The organism is Bacillus sp. RC51 (assembly GCF_044908115.1).
GTDB lineage: Bacteria > Bacillota > Bacilli > Bacillales > Bacillaceae_G > Bacillus_A > Bacillus_A mycoides.
In genome coordinates this window covers 579,882-599,598 of the sequence record NZ_JBIYCW010000002.1, presented here as the reverse complement: position 1 = coordinate 599,598, position 19,717 = coordinate 579,882, and the positions used below count along the sequence as shown (strand labels likewise).

The window sequence follows — 19,717 nt, the reverse complement described above, 5'->3', positions numbered from 1 at the left end:
TATTATTTAATGATAACAAGTTTAGAGATGAATGTCATGCAAATGTATTTAATCCACACGTTTTTCATCTAGTAATTCTGTAATATTCCCCACTTTATATCCTTGTTCCTTTAAATTTTTAATCATAGTATCTAGCGCTTCTGTTGTAGATGAAGTAGGATGCATTAGCACAATAGCACCTGGATGTATTTTTCGCATTACTCTCTGCAATAGCACACCCGGTTCTGGCCGCTTCCAATCAATTGTATCTACAGTCCACATAATCGTCCCCATTTGGAAATCATCCGCTATTTTTACTACCTCATCCCGAAAGCTTCCACTTGGCGGAGCAAACCATCTCACTTTCTGATTTGTAGCTGCTTCTATCATTCGATTCGTTTTTTGTAATTGATCTCGTATTTCATCTGTAGACAGCGTTTTCATATTAGGGTGTGTGTAAGAATGATTTCCTACTTCTTGATTTGCATCGACAATCATTTTGGCAAATCGTAAGTTTTCTTTCACCCAGCGTCCTTCTAAAAAGAAAGTCGCCTTCACATCATGTTTTTTCAATATCTCTAATATACGTGGCAAATACTCATTACCCCAGGCCACATTAATTGTTAATCCCACCATCTTTTTATGTGGATGTCCTCGATAAATGGGAGCCGGTGGTAAATCTTCTAAGTGAACACTCGGTGATACTTCCTTAAATTCAAGTTGTTTTTGATCAAACTTCTTGATTTTCTTCATATTATTATAGGACGCTTCTATATCCACTTGTTTTCCATTATACCCAGGCGTCGCCTTCCAAATCTTATCAATCATCGCATTTTGCGGCATAATCTCATACTGTTTTACATGCTTTTGAATCTCTTCATGCAAGTTATCCTGCGCAAAAACGGAATAAGAGCCACAACCCATGTATAAAGAAAATATAAATATGTACGCTAATATACGAGCTTTCATATAAACCCTCCCATTAACTATAAAAAAGAAACCATTTTCTTCTTATCTTTGTTAATTTGAGCGTTATGATGAAAACTATACCTATACTCACATAAAAATCTAAATGAATCACATTTTTTACATAACAAAAAAAGCCAGCTAAACTGGCTTTCACTTATTGTTGCTCTTGTGCGTTTTCTTCTTTAGCTGCTTCTTCTTTAGCTGCTTCTTTTTCTTGCTCTTCTTTTAGCAATACTTTTCTAGATAAGTTTACACGACCTTGTTTGTCAATCTCGATAACTTTAACTGAAATCTCATCACCGATTTTCACAACGTCTTCTACCTTACCTACACGCTCAAGTGCAAGTTCAGAAATGTGAACAAGTCCATCTTTACCGCTAAATAATTCAACGAACGCACCGAATTTTTCAACGCGTTTAACTTTTCCTAAGTAGATTTCGCCTACTTGTACTTCGCGAACGATATCTTCGATAATTTTCTTCGCTTTTTCATTCATCTCTTGATTAATTGATGAAATGAATACTGTGCCATCTTGCTCGATGTCAATTTTAACGCCAGTTTCTTCAATGATTTTATTGATCTGTTTACCACTTGGTCCAATAACATCACGAATTTTATCTGGGTTAATTGCCATTGTAATAATCTTCGGAGCATACGCAGATAACTCAATGCGAGGTTCCGCGATAACAGATAACATGTGATTTAAAATGTGCATACGACCAACTTTCGCTTGTTGTAATGCTTCTTCTAAAATCTCACGAGATAAACCATCGATTTTAATGTCCATTTGTAGTGCAGTTACACCTTTTGCAGTACCTGCTACTTTAAAGTCCATATCACCTAAATGGTCTTCCATTCCTTGAATATCTGTTAAAATTGTGTAATGCTCACCAGATTTCACTAGACCCATTGCAATACCAGCAACTGGTGCTTTAAGTGGTACACCCGCATCCATCATCGCTAATGTACTACCGCAAATACTCGCTTGTGAAGTTGAACCATTTGATTCTAATACTTCAGATACAAGACGAACTGTATATGGGAAATCCTTTTCAGATGGAAGTACAGGTTCAAGAGCACGTTCTCCTAGTGCACCGTGACCAATTTCACGACGACCTGGTCCACGCATTGGTCTTGTTTCACCAACACTAAATGAAGGGAAATTATAATGGTGCATAAAGCGTTTTGACTCTTCTACACCTAGACCATCTAAAATTTGCACATCGCCTAATGCACCTAATGTACAAATACTTAATGCTTGCGTTTGTCCACGTGTGAATAGACCAGAACCATGTGTACGAGATAAAATGCCAACCTCTGATGCTAAAGGACGAATTTCGTCACCTTTACGACCATCTGGGCGGATTTTTTCAACTGTAATAAGACGACGTACTTCTTCTTTTACAATTTTATATAAAATCTCACTTACTTGTCCTAATGTATCAGCATCAGCTTCCTGAGCTTCGTAATGCTCAATTACACGCTTTTTCACTACGCTAATTGCATCTTCACGTGCATGTTTTTCGTGCACTTGAATTGCAGAATGCATATCTGTCTCAGCCATTTCACGTACAGCTTGATTCAAATCAGCATCCACTTCATAAAGTTTCACTGCTGTTTTCTCTTTACCGACAGCTTGTACAATCTCTTCTTGGAATGCAATTAGACGTTTAATTTCATCGTGTCCAAACATAATTGCTTCTAACATTGTTTCTTCAGGTACTTGATCCGCTCCTGCTTCAACCATGTTAATTGCATCTTTCGTACCAGCTACAACAAGGTGCATATCACTTTGTTCTTGCTGTTCTACTGTTGGATTAATAACGAACTCGCCATTAATACGACCAACTGTCGCACCTGCGATTGGACCTTCAAATGGAATATCTGAAATAGATAATGCTAATGAAGAACCAAGCATAGCTGCCATCTCAGAAGAACAGTCTTGATCAACACTCATTACGATGCTGACAACTTGTACTTCATTACGGAAACCATCTGCGAAAAGTGGACGGATTGGACGGTCAATTAAACGACTTGCTAAAATTGCTTTTTCACTTGGACGGCCTTCGCGCTTAATAAAACCGCCTGGGATTTTTCCAACTGCATATAAACGCTCTTCATAGTTTACTGTAAGCGGGAAGAAATCTACATTTTTTGGCTCTTTTGATGCAGTTGCTGTAGATAGAACTGCTGTGTCGCCATATCTTACTAATACTGCTCCGTTTGCTTGTTTTGCAAGCTGACTTGTTTCAATTGTTAGCTGACGACCAGCTAAATCTATCGAGAAGACTTGCTTTTCCTGACTCATTTAAGTACCCCTCTCAATTTAAAATATTCAATTCTTCTATGTAAATGGGTAGTATATCACAATATTCTTTCCTCTAGTATTGCCGAAAATTAAGTAAGCTATAAAGAGTAGAAGATATATTTTTACCTAACAAAAAAGCGGGAATATTCCCGCTTCTTTGACTATCGACGTAAGCCAAGCTTTGTGATTAATTCACGGTAACGTGTGATATCGCTATTACGAAGGTAAGTAAGTAAGTTACGACGTTTACCAACCATCTTTAATAGACCACGACGTGAATGATGATCCTTCTTGTGAGTACGTAAGTGCTCGTTTAGAGTGTTAATTTGCTCCGTTAGGACAGCAATTTGAACCTCTGGAGAACCAGTATCAGTCTCATGAGTTCTAAATTGTGCAATGATTTCGTTTTTACGCTCTTGTGTTAAAGCCATCCTATTTCACCTCCTAATAATTAAACCCCCAGTTACCTAGCAAGCATCGGTGAGTCGCAATGCCAAGTAATGGTTGTCATAAAGTACATAACATAGAATACTACTTTTCATTTGAAAAAGCAAGTATATTCTTTACGCTCGCAAAATATTCTTCGGCAACCTTTTTATCTTGAGCGATTTGCGCAACTAACTCATCAATTCCATTAAACTTTTTTTCTTCTCTTATACGCATGTGCCATTCCACTGTAACACTTTGATCGTATATGTCTTTATTAAATTCAAATAGATGCACTTCAATAGATAATTGACGCTCATTCTCTTTGAAAGTTGGTTTATATCCGATATTACACACACCATCATACCATTCATCATGAACCTTCAACCTTACCGCATATACACCTACAGGTGGCAACAAATATTTATCACTTAAACCTACATTTGCAGTTGGAAAACCAATTTGACGTCCACGCTTATCACCGTGTACAACTGTTCCTTCTACCGTGTAAGCTCTCCCTAAAATAGATGGAATTTGTTCCATTTCACCGTTTCGAATTAACTTTCGTAATGAAGTAGAACTTACTTTTTCTTCTTGATATTCAACTTTTTCGATCACGGTCTGTGTAAACTCCCCTCTTGCATGAAATGGTAAAGTCTCCATCTTCCCTTTTCCTAAACGTCCATATGAATAATCAAAGCCTGCTACTACATGCTTTACATTTAAACCAATAATATACTCATCGACAAACTGCTGTGGTAATAATCCAGCAAATGGCTCATCGAATTTCACCACATATAAGATATCAATTCCTAAACTTGCGATGATTTCTTCTTTAAGGCGCATCGGTGTAATATACTCCACATGCGCTTCTTTTTTTCCTAATACAACAGATGGGTGTGGATGGAACGTCATGACAGCACTTTTACATCCTCTTTCATCCGCTATTTTTTTCGCTGTTCGAATCACACGTTGATGTCCTAAATGAATGCCATCAAAATATCCTAATGCCATTACAGTAGGTGGTAATTCTATTTTATTTTGTTCATGTGGATGAGTTAAATGAATAAGTTTCACGCTTGAATTCACCTTTTTCTGTAATAATCCTTCCAATAATTCATTATAGCTTTAGTTCTTGATTATTCACAAGTACTTTCATTGGCTTTAGCATTCCAGGGTGTTTTGGGTGATGCTCATAAATTGCTAAGCAACGATCATTTTTATCAAATACTGTAATAAATGGTGCTGTTGTTTCTAATTCATTCTTTAAGAACATACCGTTCTTTATTTTTTCAGCTTGCTTTTCATCTACAACCATTTTTGGAAACTTACTTAGCGCCTCATCAATTGAGATGAAAATAGACTCTACTGTTCCATTTTGCATGTTTTCTTCAATTTCTTCAAATGATATGCAATCTTCTAGTAAAAATTCACCAGATGCTGTTCTTACAAGGTGAGACATATGTGATGGAAATCCAAGTTTTTCACCTATCATTACTGCTAGTGTTCTTACATATGTTCCTTTACTACACGTTACACGGAAACGAAATGAAATATTTTCCCCTTCAAAAACTTCACGTTCATCAAGTAATACAAATTCATGAATTGTAATTGTACGAACTGGACGTTCAACTTCTTGTCCTGCTCTTGCATATTCGTATAGTTTTTTCCCGTTAACTTTTACAGCTGAGAACATCGGCGGCATTTGTTCAATTGTCCCTGTTAATTCCGCTAGTACCTCTTCTACTTCTTTACGTATAATGACACGATTTACATCTTGTTTCTCCACAACTTCACCAGAAGCATCTTCTGTTGTTGTTGAAAATCCTAATGTCACTTCACCTTCGTATGTTTTTGTTTCACTTGTTAAAAATTGCGCAATTTTTGTTGCACGCCCAACGCAAATAGGTAATACTCCTGTTACATCTGGATCCAGTGTCCCTGTATGACCAATTCGTTTCTCACGCAATATCTTTCTTAATTTGAACACACAATCATGTGATGTCATTCCCTTTGGCTTATGTAATAATACTACACCTTCCATATACTCACCTCATCGTTATTCTTTTATAGTAATTGCAATTATGCAAAACTTATTTCACATTGAAAAAATGGATAGACAAATGTCTATCCATTATTCTTCACGTTTACCGTCTTTATTAATTTGATGTAAAAGTGTATCAATTCGATGACCATATCCAATAGACTCATCAAACTCGAAGGAAATTTCCGGTGTTTTACGAAGACGAATACGTTGGCCAATTTCTGAACGAATAAAGCCTTTTGCCTTCGCTAAACCTTTTAATGTATTTTCTTTCTGTTCTTCGTCACCTAAAACAGAAATATATACTTTAGCAATTTGTAAATCTCCACTTACCTGTACATCTGTTACTGTAACAAATCCAATACGTGGGTCTTTAATTTTACGACTGATAATGTCGCCTAATTCTTTTTTCATTTGCTCGCCCACACGGTTCGCACGTAATTTCATAACTCTTCACCTCATTCAATACCATTCCAAATGTGTTATCGTACGTTCAATTTCAGGAAATGAATCGATATACTCAAGTACACGATTCATTTCTTTTTCACAGACAACACGATTTGAGGATACGGAAACAATTGCAATTTCTGTACGTTGCCATACATCTTGATGCCCAACTTCAGAAACAGCTACATTATAGCGCTGTTTCACACGAGTTAACACACGTTGCAAAATTGCTCGTTTCTCTTTTAAAGAATGCACATCGTAAATCATACACTCGAATGAGAGTGAAGCGATAATCATCGCTTCACTTCTTCCATAACGTATGCTTCAATGATGTCCCCTTCTTTAAGATCATTATATCTCTCAATTGTAATACCACACTCATAGTTTTGTGCAACTTCTTTTACGTCGTCTTTGAAACGTTTTAACGTATCAAGTTTTCCTTCGAAGACTACTACGCCATCACGGATAATACGAACGCCACTATCACGTGTAATTTTACCGTCTATTACGTAACAACCTGCGATTGTTCCAACTTTTGTTACTTTGAATGTTTGACGAACTTCCGCTTGACCGATTACTTTTTCTTCGAATTCTGGATCCAGCATACCTTGCATTGCTGATTCAATTTCTTCGATTACTTTATAGATAATACGGTGTAAACGAACATCAACTTTCTCTAATTCAGCTGTACGCTTCGCATTCACATCAGGGCGTACGTTAAATCCAATTACAATTGCATTAGATGCAGAAGCTAAAATAATATCAGATTCTGTAATCGCACCTACGCCTGTATGGATAATTTTCACTTTTACGCCTTCAACATCAATTTTACGAAGTGATGCTGCCATTGCTTCTACAGAACCTTGTACGTCTGCTTTCACAATTAAGTTAATTTCTTTTACATCGCCCTCTTGGATTTGTTGGAATAAATCTTCCAGGCTGAATTTAGATTTCTCACCACGTTGTGCAACTAGCGCTTCTTGTGCACGTGATTCACCGATCTGACGAGCTTTCTTCTCATCAGCGAATGCCATGAAACGATCTCCCGCTTGTGGCACTTCATTTAAACCTGTAATTTCAACAGGAGTTGACGGACCAGCAACTTTTACACGACGACCAATATCACTTACCATTGCACGAACACGACCGAATGATGTTCCAACAACAATTGGATCTCCAACTCGAAGTGTACCGTTTTGAACAAGTAATGTCGCGATAGTTCCTTTACCTTTATCAAGCTGTGCTTCAATTACAGTACCAGCTGCATAGCGATTTGGATTTGCTTTATATTCTTCTACTTCACTCACAAGAAGGATCATTTCTAGTAAGTTGTCAATTCCCTCGCCTTGAATCGCAGAAATTGGTACGAAAATCGTGTCTCCGCCCCAAGCTTCTGGAACTAATTCATATTCTGTTAATTCTTGCATTACACGATCAGGATTTGCCGCTGGTTTATCCATTTTATTCACAGCAACAATAATTGGTACTCCAGCTGCTTTCGCATGGCTAATCGCTTCAACTGTTTGTGGCATAACACCGTCATCAGCTGCAACAACAAGAATTGTAATATCTGTTACTTGTGCACCACGAGCACGCATTGTTGTAAATGCCGCGTGACCTGGTGTATCTAAGAACGTAATTTTCTTATCATTTACATCAACTTGGTATGCACCGATATGCTGAGTAATTCCACCAGCTTCGCCAGCAGTTACTTTTGAATTACGGATAGAGTCAAGCAATGTTGTTTTACCATGGTCAACGTGTCCCATAATTGTAACAACAGCTGGACGTTCTTTTAAGTTTTCTTCATCATCTTGCTCATCGATGAATGTTTCAAATTCAGTTTCACTTACAACTACTTCTTCTTCTACTTCAATACCGTAATCAGTAGCAATTAACTCAATTGTATCTTTATCTAAGTCTTGGTTAATTGTCGCCATAATTCCTAGCATGAAGAGCTTTTTAATAATTTCAGATGGCTCTTTGCTTAACTTTTTAGCAAGGTCACCTACTGTAAGGCTTCCAGAGAAAGTGATTTTATCTGGTGTTTCTACTATTGGTGTTTGTTGTCTTCCAGCAAAGTTATCTTGACGTTTATCTTCATTTGCTTTGCCTTTTTTCTTATTCTTATTGCTGTTCTTTTTACTGCGAACAACTTTCTCTTCTACTTCAAACTCATCTGCAACAGAAGGTTTTTCCGCTCCAGCGCTATATTGATTATCTAATTTGTTTACTACTTCATCTTCTAACATTGTCATATGATTCGAAACCTCGATATTCATCTCTTTTAGTTTTGTCATAAGATCTTTACTTGAGATATTATTTTTTTTTGCATATTCATGTACTCGAATTTTACTCATACCTTCACCCCCGGTAATTTGTATCGAGCATGCTACGTAGCTTTTTCGCAAAGCCTTCATCTAAAACAGCTACAACGACTCGCTCGTCTCTCCCAATCGCATGCCCTAATTGTTGTCGATTTTCGACTTTTCTCATTGGTATGTTGTAGTACGTGGTTTTATCAATGATACGTTTTGTAGTGTTCGCTGACGCATCTTCAGAAAGCAATACTAGCTTTGCTTTGCCACTTCGTACTTCTTTTAAAACGAGTTCTTCACCCGAAATAATTTTTCGAGCGCGGTTTGCTAGTCCTAAAAATGATTTCCAATCAGACACTTATTTCGACTCCTTCTCAACAAGCTCAAGAAGCTCTTCGTACAGAGAACTGTCGATTTTCGCTTTTAGATGATGTTCCAAAATGTTTTTCTTTTGGGCTTGAATAATGCTTTCTTTATCTTTTGATAAATATGCACCTCGTCCTGATTTTTTTCCTGATAAATCAATAGACACTTCGCCCTCTTTGGAACGAACAATGCGAACTAGCTCTCGTTTTGATTTCATCTCTTGCGTCGCAATGCATTTTCGTAACGGAACTTTTCGATTGCTCATACTCATCACCTCTATTCGATTTCGTCTTCAGCTGAATCGAATCCGAATGCGATTACGCTATCTTCTTCTGTCACAATACCAAGTTGTTTCGCATCAGACTCACTTTTAATATCAATTTTCCAGCCTGTTAATTTAGCTGCAAGACGCGCATTTTGTCCACGCTTACCAATCGCTAATGAAAGCTGGTGGTCTGGAACAACAACAGTTGTTGCTTTCTCTGCTTCATCTACAAGTACTTTAACAACCTGTGATGGACTTAAAGCATTTGCAACATATTCAACTGGGTCATTCGACCAGCGAACGATGTCAATCTTTTCACCTTTTAGTTCATCTACAACGCGTTGTACACGTTGTCCTTTCGGTCCTACACAAGAACCTACTGGATCAACATCGATATTCTCTGCATATACAGAAATTTTAGAACGGTCGCCTGCTTCACGTGCTACAGAGCGAATTTCTACAGTTCCATCATAAATTTCTGGAACTTCCATTTCGAATAAACGTTTTAAAAGACCAGGATGTGTACGTGATACGTAAATTTGTGGTCCTTTTGTTGTCTTTTCTACTTTTGTAATAAATACGCGAATACGATCATGTGGTTTATATTGCTCATTTGGCATTTGCTCACTTACAGGTAATAAAGCTTCTACTTTACCTAAGCTTACATAGATGAAACGAGCATCTTGGCGCTGTACAATACCAACCATAATGTCTTCTTCACGATCACTAAATTCTGAATAAATTACACCACGTTCCGCCTCACGAACTCGTTGTGTTACAACTTGTTTTGCAGTTTGTGCTGCAATACGACCAAAATCTTTTGGCGTTACTTCAATTTCTAGTACGTCACCATCTTGGTAGTTTGGATTAATTTGTCTTGCCTCTTCTACAGAGATTTCAAGACGTGGATCAAACACATTATCTACAACGTCCTTACGTGCTAAAACTTGAATTGTTCCCACTTCTGGGTTAAAGCTCACACGAACGTTTTGTGCTTGGTTAAAATTGCGTTTATAAGCAGAGATTAATGCTGCTTCAATCGCATCAATAATAATATCTTTGCTAATACCTTTTTCTGACTCTAATACGAGCAAAGCATCTAACAACTCAGTGCTCATGAAGATCCCCCTTCTTACTAAAACGTAACAGCAAGTCGCGCATTTGCAACTTTATCCATTGGAATTTGGATTTCTTTTTTACGTGTTTTAATTGTTAATAGTAGTGTAATTGTAGTACCGTCGTAGGAAAGTAGCTTTCCTTCAAACATCTTCTCACCATCAATCGGCTTATATGTTTTAATTGCCACTTGTTTTCCTACCGCTTGCTGGAAGTCTTTCTCTTTCTTTAATGGGCGTTCCGCTCCAGGAGATGATACATCCAAAAAGTAAAGATGAGGAATTGGATCCTCTTTATCTAAAGCTTCGCTTAAACGTTCACTTACCGCACCGCATTCTTCAATTTCGACTCCCTTTTCAGAATCAATGAATACGCGTAAGAACCAGTCTTGTCCTTCTTGCACATACTCTACATCTACAAGTTCAAGATTTAACTCTTCAACGATTGGCTGCGCAAATGCTTCTACAATTTCTGTGACTTTCTTATCCATAAACAGCCTCCTTCCTGCCGCCATGTACCATTTACAAGAAAAGATCCCGTTCATAAAGACGGTCTATCTTATTCTTTCTCGTTAGCTAACAAAAGCCCCTGCCGTTAAGCAGGGAATATCTGTCTTAGTATTACCAAATTTAAGAAGTAAAACTTGTAACAAAATATGTATATACGACAGAAATATCATTACTATCTACATAAGCAAAATGTAGATAGTAACACGAAAGAGTGGGTTTCCCCACTCTCTTTTTCACAAAATATACATGACATGGTTATCTCGGTTTATAGTATACCATAGCAAATGTTGATTTGCAAAGATTTTTCCTACCTATTAGAACAGTGACAATTGGTTTTGATCCGGTAAATCTCCTAGACAACCTTGACCATCTAAATACTCAATAATCGTTTTAGAAACCTTACTGCGCTGCTGTAAGTCTTCTTTTGATAAGAAATCACCATTTTTACGAGCTTCAACAATACTGAAAGCTGCGTTTGTACCAAGACCAGGAACTGCATTAAATGGAGGAATTAAAGTATCCCCATCAATTATAAATTCGGTTGCATGCGAGCGGTATAAATCAACCTTTTGGAATGAATAACCACGCTCACACATTTCAAGCGTCATTTCTAGTACCGTTAATAAACTCTTCTCTTTCGGTGCTGCATCCAATCCTTTTTGTGCAATTTCGTCAATTTTTACACGTATGGATGCTGAACCTTTCGCCATCGCCTCTACATCAAAGTCATCTGCACGAACTGTAAAATATGCCGCATAGAATAAAAGTGCGAAATGTACTTTAAAGTATGCAATACGTACAGCCATAAGTACGTAAGCAGCCGCATGGGCTTTAGGGAACATGTACTTAATCTTCTTACATGAATCAATATACCAACCTGGTACATTGTTATTTCTCATTTCCTCTTCCCATTCTTCTGGTACACCTTTACCTTTACGCACCGACTCCATGATTTTGAAGGCTAATGATGGATCCAAGCCTTGATAAATTAAATATACCATGATGTCATCACGACAACCGATAACTTCACTCAGTGTACACGTACCGTTATAAATTAATTCATTCGCATTACCTAACCATACATCTGTACCATGGGACAGTCCAGAAATTTGGACAAGCTCTGAAAACGTCGTTGGTTTCGTTTCTTCTAACATTTGTCTTACGAATTTCGTACCAAACTCTGGTATACCAAGTGTACCTGTTTTACAGTTAATTTGTTCTTCCGTTACCCCTAAAGACTCTGGACCAGAGAAAATTTTCATTACTTCTGGATCATCCGTTGGGATTGTTTTCGGGTCAATACCACTTAAATCTTGAAGCATACGAATAACAGTCGGATCATCGTGTCCTAATATATCAAGTTTCAATAAATTATCATGAATTGAGTGGAAGTCAAAGTGCGTTGTTCTCCACTCAGCACCTATTGAATCAGCCGGAAACTGAATTGGTGAAAAGTCAAAAATATCCATGTAATCTGGTACAACGATAATACCACCTGGATGCTGTCCGGTCGTACGCTTTACACCTGTACATCCCGCAACTAAGCGATCAATCTCTGCATTTCGAATTGTTAAGTTATGATCATTAGCATAACCTTTCACATACCCATAAGCGGTTTTTTCCGCAACCGTACCAATTGTTCCTGCGCGGTATACATAATCTTCACCGAACAGTAATTTCGTATAGTTATGGGCGCGTGGTTGGTATTCTCCGGAGAAATTCAAATCGATATCCGGTACCTTATCCCCTTTAAATCCAAGGAACGTTTCGAAAGGAATGTCATGCCCATCTTTCACATATGGAACATTACATGTTGGGCATTCTTTATCTGGTAAATCAAAACCAGAACCTACAGAACCGTCATTAAAGAACTCTGATTGTTTACACTTTGGACATACATAGTGCGGTGGTAATGGGTTTACTTCTGTAATTTCCATCATCGTTGCAACAAATGATGAACCTACCGATCCACGCGAACCTACTAGATAACCGTCCACTAACGATTTTTTCACAAGCTTATGTGAAATTAAATAAATAACAGCGAATCCATGTCCAATAATACTTTTCAATTCTTTTTCCAAACGAGCTTCTACAATTTCCGGTAGTTCATCTCCATAGATACTTCTTGCCATTATATAGCTCATATCACGTGTTTCATCATCAGCACCTTCAATTTTCGGTGTGTATAAATCATCTTTTACTGGACGAACATCACCAATTAATGATGCGATCTTGTTTGTATTTGTCACAACAATTTCTTTTGCTTTGTCTTCACCTAAGAATGAAAAACAATCTAGCATTTCATTTGTTGTACGGAAATGTACAGGCGGTAATGAATGGCGATTTAACGGATTAGCTCCTCCCTGCGAACTGACTAAAATTTTCCGATATATCGCGTCCTCTGGATCTAAATAATGCACATTCCCAGTAGCAACAACTGGCTTATCTAACGTCTCACCTAGTTTTACTAAGTTAGAAATTATTGTTTTTAACTGTCCTTCATCTCGAACGAGTTCACGTTCCACTAAATGACGTAACACTTCTGGAGGCATAACCTCAATGTAATCATAAAACTGTGCAATTTCTTCTACTTCTTCAGGCGCTTTTTGCATCATAGCTTCAAATACTTCACCTTTGTCACAAGCTGTTCCTACTAAAATGCCTTCGCGATATTTTTTTAATAGTGATCGTGGTACACGTGGTACACGATAAAAGTAATTCAGGTGAGAATATGAAACAAGTTTATATAAGTTTTTCAACCCAACATCTGATGTGGCAAGTAACGTCATATGACTTGGACGCCCACGTTTATACGCATCCCCTTGTCCCATACTATCGTTTAGTTGATCGTGATATTCAAATCCCTTTTCAATCACATCTTTTAACATCTTCACAAGTAAATATCCCGTTGCTTCTGTATCATAAATCGCACGGTGATGTTGCGTTAATTCAATATCAAGCTTTTTACACATCGTATTTAATCGATGATTTTTCATTTCTGGGAATAAGAACCGTGCAAGTTCTAACGTATCAATAACTGGATTTTTCGTTTTTTCTATCCCAGCCTTTTTAAAACCTACGTTAATAAAGCCCATATCGAAGCTTGCGTTATGAGCAACAAGTGTATGGTCACCCATCCATTCCTCAAACTTTTTAAACACTTCGTCCACTTCTGGTGCATCAGTTAACATATCATCTGTAATGCCTGTTAATTCAATAATCGTCGCCGATAATGGTTGATGAGGATTTGCGAAAGATTCAAAGCGATCAATAATTTCTCCACCTTTTATCTTTACAGCAGCTAACTCAATGACTGTATCATATACAGCAGATAACCCTGTTGTCTCAACGTCAAAGACAACATATGTTTCTTCTGCAAGTAGACGATGCGCTTCGTTATATGCTATCGGCACACCATCATTAACTAAATTTGCTTCTACACCATATAGAACTTTAACTCCAGCCTTTTTACCAGCAGAATATGCTTCTGGGAACGACTGTGCAACAGCATGGTCTGTAACTGCAATAGCCTCATGCCCCCATTTTCCGGCTTGGGCAACGAGCTTAGAAACAGAAGTAACAGCATCCATTTGACTCATTGGAGTATGAAGATGAAGTTCTACTCTTTTTTCCCCTTCTTTTGCTTTATCTTTACGAGAAGGTCCCGTTATTTCATTTATATCATTTGCGATCATAACTAAATCGCGCACGAATGTATCATTTTGAACTGAACCACGCGCTTTTACCCAAGTTCCTTTTTTCAAGGATTGTAACATCGGGATATCTTCTTTATCACGTGAGAACATCTTAATCATAATAGAGTCCGTATAGTCAGTTATCTTTAAAGTTAATAATGTACGTCCACTACGAAGTTCTTTCGTCTCTACATGGAAAACATACCCTTGAACAGTTTTTCTTCTTTCTTCATCTTGAATTTCACGCAGCGGCGTAATCTCTTCATCTGGCTTAATAAGATAACCAAGCACAACTGGTCCTTCATGAACAACATCACTTTCTTCAGCTTGCCTTTTAGCCATCTCTTCCATAGCCTGTATAACTCGTTGACGATCTTCTTCCTGTGTTTGCTCACGAAACTTTTGCATTTCTTCTGCATTTTGCTTTATATGTGTGTCTAACTGAAAACGCGGGAATCCAAAAGCTTCGTATTGATCACCTACTGGTTTCGCAACGTTTTTCTTTAAAGTAGTAGATTCCAGCTCATTATTCACATTTAATAGCAACTTCACGCCATTGACCTGCGGAAGTTGCTTCTTTAAGTACGCGAACATAGGTGAAAATGTAATTCGTTCTGTACAAAGCGGCCAATATGCCTTCACTTCTTCTTCTGTAAATTGTTTATTCTCTGCTTCTAATGCAAATGTTGTTCTTGCAATATGAGAAAATGATTGCTTAAGCTTTGTTTCTAGCAACTCATATAATTCTGTCGGCAAAATACGTGGCACTTGTAAGTCAAAATGCCAACTTTTATTCGCTTTATCAATAACTAGCTTTTCAATACCACCGCCATGTAAATATTGATTTATAAGGTCTTCTGGTATTTGCAACTGTTGGAGCAAAATTTGAAATCGCTCTTGTTGTTCATTTGTTAATGACATAAGCACTCTCCTTCCATTTGCTATTATAAATTGAAACGTACTACAAAGAAAGATTTCTTCCTTCTTCTTTTACAAAATACGTTTACAAAGAAAGAGAAGGTACCTCATTACGAGGTACCTCTTCTTATTTTAAAATATTAGCAATATATGTTTGAAGTTCTTCTACTTTCACTTCTTCAGACTCGCCTGTAGCACGTACTTTCACTTCTACAATACCTTCATCTGCTTTTTTACCAACTGTAACACGAACTGGAAGGCCGAATAAATCTGCATCTGCAAATTTAACACCTGCACGTTCTGCACGATCATCTAGTAATACTTCGTATCCTTGCACTTGTAATGAGTTATAGATATTTTCACCCATTTCACGTTGTGCATCAGATTTCATATTCACTGGAATTACATGCACATGGAACGGTGCAACAGATTTTGGCCAAACTAAACCATTCTCATCATTAAACTGCTCTGCAATTGCTGCCACTGTACGAGATACACCGATACCGTAACAACCCATAATAAGTGGTTTTGTTTTTCCGTTTTCATCTAGGAACGTTGCGTTCATTGCTTCACTATAACGAGTTCCTAATTTGAATACATGACCAACTTCAATTCCACGTGCGAAAAGAATTGTTCCATTTCCATCTGGAGATTGGTCTCCTTCTTGGATGAAGCGTAAATCTGTATATTGATTTACTTTAAAGTCACGTTCTGGATTTACATTTACATAATGGAATCCTTCTTCGTTCGCTCCTGAACATCCGTTGACAATTGATGCTACAGCATGGTCAGCGATAATTTCGATATCCCCTGTAACACCAATCGGTCCTAAAGAACCCACTTCACAGTTTAATAACTCTTTTATTTCTTCATGTGAAGCAAGCTCAACGACTGAAGCTCCGTATACATTCTTCACTTTTACATCATTGACTTCATGATCGCCACGAACAAGTACTACTACTAATTTCGCATCTACTTTAAACACCATAGATTTAATGCATTTTTCCGCTGCGATATTTAAGAATGCAGATACTTCTTCAATAGCTTTTTGATCTGGAGTTGCTACTTTTTCAAGTGCTTTTTCGGCTTCATCACTCTTCGTATACGTAGCAACAACAGGAGCCATTTCAATATTTGCCGCATAATCAGATGTATTAGAATACGCAATTGTATCTTCACCTACATCAGATAACACCATAAATTCGTGTGTATCTTTTCCACCCATTGCTCCAGAATCAGCTATAACTGCACGGAAATTCAAACCACAACGAGCAAAGATATTAGAATACGCTTTGTATAAACCGCTATATACTTCATCCAAACTTTCTTGTGTTGCATGGAAAGAATACGCATCTTTCATTAAAAATTCTCTTCCGCGTAATAAACCGAAACGTGGTCTTTGCTCATCACGGAATTTTGTTTGAATTTGATATAATGTTAATGGTAATTTTTTGTATGATTTAATTTCATCACGTACAAGATCTGTAATTACTTCCTCATGAGTTGCCCCTAGCGCAAACTCGCGAGCATTACGATCTTTCATACGCATTAATTCTGATCCGTAAGAATACCAACGGCCTGATTCTTGCCATAATTCAGAAGCTTGCATAGCTGGCATTAATAGTTCTACTGCCCCTGCGCGCTCCATTTCTTCACGAACAATACGTTCTACTTTGTGTAACACTTTTAAACCAAATGGTAGAAAACTATAAATACCAGAAGCATTTTGACGCATAAACCCTGCGCGAAGTAATAATTGATGACTCTTAATTTCAGCATCTGCTGGAACTTCACGTAATGTAGGACTGAATACCATACTTTGTTTCATTTATTCGCACCTCTTCATTTTACTCTTACACGCAATAAAACCCCTCACCTCGAGTTAGGTGAGGGATTTTATTCTATGAGCTCTATTTCATTATAACCTTCTTCTTATTTTACAAGAAAAACTTACGGATGTCATTCCATGTTACAACTAACATAAGCAACATTAATAATGCAAACCCAATAAAGTGAACCATTCCTTCTTTTTGACGATCAATTGGTTTTCCTCGTAACGCTTCAATTAAGAAGAAGAACAAACGTCCACCATCTAAAGCTGGGACTGGTAATAAATTAAATAAACCAAGGTTAATACTTAAAACTGCCGCTAAACTTAGTACACGCGTAAATCCATAATCTACAACTTGATCTGTTAGATTATAAATTCCTACTGGACCTGACAACTCATTAATAGAAAATTGACCCGTTACTAATTTCACAAGAGAATCAAAAATTAGTTTCGTCCATTCGTATGTTTGTTCAAACCCTGATTTAATAGAACCCATCACTGTTTTCTCTACAGGAGAATAAACACCAATTCTGCCAACTTCGTCTTTTCCTTCTTTATCAAGCGTTGGTGTTACTTTCACATTAAATTGCTCACTATCACGCTTTACATGTAACGTAATTTCTTTATTTGGGTTTTCACGTACAATCGTTACAACATCTTTCCATGTACTAGTGTTCTTCCCATTGATTGCTTGAATTGTATCGTTTTCTTTTAATCCAGCTTGTTCTGCAGCACTATTCTCCATTACTTTTCCGACCATCGGTTTGTCAACAGGAACTCCTTGTACAAATCCAAGAATCACAAAAATAACAAATGCTAGAATAAAGTTCATTGCAGGACCTGCAAAGATCGTTAGAGCACGTTGGCCCAATTTTTTAGAGCCAAATTGTCTATTGTACGGAGCGATTTGAATTTCTTCTCCCGCAGAAATGATACGAGCTTTTTCATTCACTCGGAATGTTTGCAGCTCTTCCTCGTACTCTTCATAACCCAAAATTGTAAGATTATGCTCTAAATCAGCTTGTTCGACTTCAATGACACGAACATTTGGATATTTTTCATGTCCATCAAAAACTAATTTCACAACTTCGTCTTTTTCATTTAATACAAGTCCAACCTTTTTTCCAGGTTTTAACTCAACTGTGTCCGCATCCTCGCCAGCCATTCTTACATAGCCACCAAGGGGCAGTAATCGAATCGTATACACCGTTTCATTCTTTTCAAATGAGAATATTTTCGGACCAAAACCAATCGCAAACTCGCGGCACAAAATACCTGCTCTTTTTGCGAAATATAGATGCCCTAGCTCATGGAAAAATACGAGTGCACCGAAAATTAATATAAAGGCAATCGCTGTATTCAATTCCATAACCACCTTTGCTAAATTTGTTCCATCACAAACCGTCTTGTGGCTGCGTCAATTTCCTGAATTTCCTCTAAGCTCGGACGTGCAATGACAGTGTGATGGTGCATTGCTTTTTCAATGAGGTCTTCCACTGTTAAGAAACCAATTCTCTTTTGTAAAAAAGCTTCAACAGCTACTTCATTTGCCGCGTTCATTACAGCCGGCATACTTCCACCTGTCTTTCCAGCTTCATACGCAAAACGTAGACAACGGAAACGCTCTTGATTCATTTTCTCAAAATGCAATGTTCCCATTTCCCATAAATTTAACTGTTTCGTGTCTGAAAGAGGTAATCTATCAGGATATGTAAGCGCGTATTGAATCGGTACTCGCATATCAGGTGAGCCAAGCTGTGCCATTACACTACGATCTTCAAATTCAACCATAGAATGAATAATACTTTCTTTATGTAGAACAACATCGATTTGCTCATAAGGGATACCAAAAAGCCAGTGTGCTTCAATTACTTCTAGCCCCTTATTCATCATTGTAGCAGAATCAATTGTAATTTTCGAACCCATTGACCAGTTTGGATGACGAAGTGCATCTTCTACGGTCACTTGATGCAATTCATCTCTCGTTTTATCACGAAAACTTCCGCCTGAAGCAGTTATAATTAAGCGAGAGATTCTTTTTTCATTTTCACCATTCAAGCATTGAAAAATAGCTGAATGTTCACTGTCTACTGGAAGTAACGATACATTATGTTTTCGTGCTGCTTCCATTACAAGATGCCCTGCAGTTACTAACGTTTCTTTATTTGCAATTCCAATTGTTTTTTTCGCCTCAATTGCGCGGAGTGTCGGTAACAACCCTACGCTACCTACAACAGCATTCACTACAATTTCTGTATCTGGGTGCAGCGCTACTTCTAATAAGCCTTCGCTACCATATACTACTTTTGTATTACCAGAAACAGCTTGTAGTTTTAAAACATCTTCCTCTCTTTGCACAGAGACAATTTGCGGGGAAAATTCTTGAATTACCTTTACTGCATAATCAACATTTTTCCCTACAGAAAAAGCAACGAGACGGAATTGGTCTGGGTGCGAGCGTAACACATCTAATGTTTGTGTACCGATTGATCCGCTTGCACCTAGTAAGCTAATGTTTTTCATGAC

General features: G+C 37.6%; 16 protein-coding genes. All 16 read right to left on the bottom strand.

The window, feature by feature from the left end; translation table 11 throughout:
• Positions 1-48: 48 nt before the first annotated feature.
• Positions 49-948, bottom strand: a complete 900-nt coding sequence (locus ABH959_RS07890; protein ID WP_113936806.1) for a polysaccharide deacetylase family protein — start codon at positions 946-948, stop codon at positions 49-51.
• A 154-nt stretch (positions 949-1,102) separates the two neighbouring features.
• Positions 1,103-3,256 (bottom strand): polyribonucleotide nucleotidyltransferase, encoded by a 2,154-nt coding sequence (gene pnp, locus ABH959_RS07885; RefSeq protein ID WP_113936805.1) that lies wholly within the window; start codon positions 3,254-3,256, stop codon positions 1,103-1,105.
• Positions 3,257-3,417: 161 nt separating this feature from the next.
• Positions 3,418-3,687: a 30S ribosomal protein S15 gene (rpsO, locus tag ABH959_RS07880; RefSeq protein ID WP_001229392.1), complete on the bottom strand. Its 270-nt coding sequence runs from the start codon at positions 3,685-3,687 to the stop codon at positions 3,418-3,420.
• Positions 3,688-3,787: 100 nt separating this feature from the next.
• Complete coding sequence (ribF, locus tag ABH959_RS07875; RefSeq protein ID WP_113936804.1) at positions 3,788-4,759, bottom strand: bifunctional riboflavin kinase/FAD synthetase; 972 nt, start codon at positions 4,757-4,759, stop codon at positions 3,788-3,790.
• Between the two features lie 43 nt (positions 4,760-4,802).
• Positions 4,803-5,726, bottom strand: coding sequence for a tRNA pseudouridine(55) synthase TruB (gene truB, locus ABH959_RS07870; protein WP_113936803.1), 924 nt, complete (start codon positions 5,724-5,726; stop codon positions 4,803-4,805).
• A gap of 90 nt (positions 5,727-5,816) precedes the next feature.
• Positions 5,817-6,173: a 30S ribosome-binding factor RbfA gene (gene rbfA / locus ABH959_RS07865; protein ID WP_002146104.1), complete on the bottom strand. Its 357-nt coding sequence runs from the start codon at positions 6,171-6,173 to the stop codon at positions 5,817-5,819.
• Between the two features lie 15 nt (positions 6,174-6,188).
• Positions 6,189-6,470, bottom strand: a complete 282-nt coding sequence (locus ABH959_RS07860; protein WP_002088157.1) for a DUF503 domain-containing protein — start codon at positions 6,468-6,470, stop codon at positions 6,189-6,191.
• The gene (gene infB, locus ABH959_RS07855; RefSeq protein ID WP_002014558.1) at positions 6,467-8,533 is read right to left on the bottom strand and encodes a translation initiation factor IF-2; all 2,067 of its coding nucleotides are present in this window, start codon (positions 8,531-8,533) and stop codon (positions 6,467-6,469) included. The genes ABH959_RS07860 and infB overlap by 4 nt, the downstream gene beginning before the upstream one ends.
• Positions 8,534-8,537: 4 nt before the next feature.
• A complete protein-coding gene (locus tag ABH959_RS07850) occupies positions 8,538-8,849 on the bottom strand; it encodes a YlxQ family RNA-binding protein (protein ID WP_001286519.1) in 312 nt (103 codons plus the stop codon).
• Positions 8,850-9,122, bottom strand: coding sequence for an RNase P modulator RnpM (gene rnpM / locus ABH959_RS07845; protein WP_002088161.1), 273 nt, complete (start codon positions 9,120-9,122; stop codon positions 8,850-8,852).
• Positions 9,123-9,133: 11 nt separating this feature from the next.
• Complete coding sequence (nusA, locus tag ABH959_RS07840) at positions 9,134-10,240, bottom strand: transcription termination factor NusA (protein ID WP_002014554.1); 1,107 nt, start codon at positions 10,238-10,240, stop codon at positions 9,134-9,136.
• Between the two features lie 17 nt (positions 10,241-10,257).
• Positions 10,258-10,728 (bottom strand): ribosome maturation factor RimP, encoded by a 471-nt coding sequence (gene rimP / locus ABH959_RS07835; RefSeq protein ID WP_002146103.1) that lies wholly within the window; start codon positions 10,726-10,728, stop codon positions 10,258-10,260.
• 333 nt (positions 10,729-11,061) lie between these two features.
• The gene (locus ABH959_RS07830; RefSeq protein WP_088034484.1) at positions 11,062-15,363 is read right to left on the bottom strand and encodes a PolC-type DNA polymerase III; all 4,302 of its coding nucleotides are present in this window, start codon (positions 15,361-15,363) and stop codon (positions 11,062-11,064) included.
• 124 nt (positions 15,364-15,487) lie between these two features.
• Positions 15,488-17,188, bottom strand: a complete 1,701-nt coding sequence (locus ABH959_RS07825; RefSeq protein WP_404492420.1) for a proline--tRNA ligase — start codon at positions 17,186-17,188, stop codon at positions 15,488-15,490.
• A gap of 109 nt (positions 17,189-17,297) precedes the next feature.
• Positions 17,298-18,554, bottom strand: coding sequence for an RIP metalloprotease RseP (gene rseP / locus ABH959_RS07820; RefSeq protein WP_002088169.1), 1,257 nt, complete (start codon positions 18,552-18,554; stop codon positions 17,298-17,300).
• A 17-nt stretch (positions 18,555-18,571) separates the two neighbouring features.
• Positions 18,572-19,714 carry a 1-deoxy-D-xylulose-5-phosphate reductoisomerase gene (gene dxr / locus ABH959_RS07815; RefSeq protein ID WP_002014547.1) on the bottom strand — a complete coding sequence of 381 codons (1,143 nt, stop codon included), beginning with the start codon at positions 19,712-19,714 and terminating at the stop codon, positions 18,572-18,574.
• Between the last annotated feature and the right edge of the window lie 3 nt (positions 19,715-19,717).

Bases quoted from the DNA above. Each gene is read 5' to 3' on its own strand.
- nusA (WP_002014554.1), bottom strand. From the start codon at position 10,240: ATGAGCACTGAGTTGTTAGATGCTTTGCTCGTATTAGAGTCAGAAAAA.
- rnpM (WP_002088161.1), bottom strand. From the start codon at position 9,122: ATGAGCAATCGAAAAGTTCCGTTACGAAAATGCATTGCGACGCAAGAG.
- ABH959_RS07860 (WP_002088157.1), bottom strand. From the start codon at position 6,470: ATGATTATCGCTTCACTCTCATTCGAGTGTATGATTTACGATGTGCAT.
- infB (WP_002014558.1), bottom strand. From the start codon at position 8,533: ATGAGTAAAATTCGAGTACATGAATATGCAAAAAAAAATAATATCTCA.
- ABH959_RS07890 (WP_113936806.1), bottom strand. From the start codon at position 948: ATGAAAGCTCGTATATTAGCGTACATATTTATATTTTCTTTATACATG.
- rimP (WP_002146103.1), bottom strand. From the start codon at position 10,728: ATGGATAAGAAAGTCACAGAAATTGTAGAAGCATTTGCGCAGCCAATC.
- ABH959_RS07825 (WP_404492420.1), bottom strand. From the start codon at position 17,188: ATGAAACAAAGTATGGTATTCAGTCCTACATTACGTGAAGTTCCAGCA.
- ABH959_RS07830 (WP_088034484.1), bottom strand. From the start codon at position 15,363: ATGTCATTAACAAATGAACAACAAGAGCGATTTCAAATTTTGCTCCAA.
- rbfA (WP_002146104.1), bottom strand. From the start codon at position 6,173: ATGAAATTACGTGCGAACCGTGTGGGCGAGCAAATGAAAAAAGAATTA.
- pnp (WP_113936805.1), bottom strand. From the start codon at position 3,256: ATGAGTCAGGAAAAGCAAGTCTTCTCGATAGATTTAGCTGGTCGTCAG.
- truB (WP_113936803.1), bottom strand. From the start codon at position 5,726: ATGGAAGGTGTAGTATTATTACATAAGCCAAAGGGAATGACATCACAT.
- dxr (WP_002014547.1), bottom strand. From the start codon at position 19,714: ATGAAAAACATTAGCTTACTAGGTGCAAGCGGATCAATCGGTACACAA.
- rpsO (WP_001229392.1), bottom strand. From the start codon at position 3,687: ATGGCTTTAACACAAGAGCGTAAAAACGAAATCATTGCACAATTTAGA.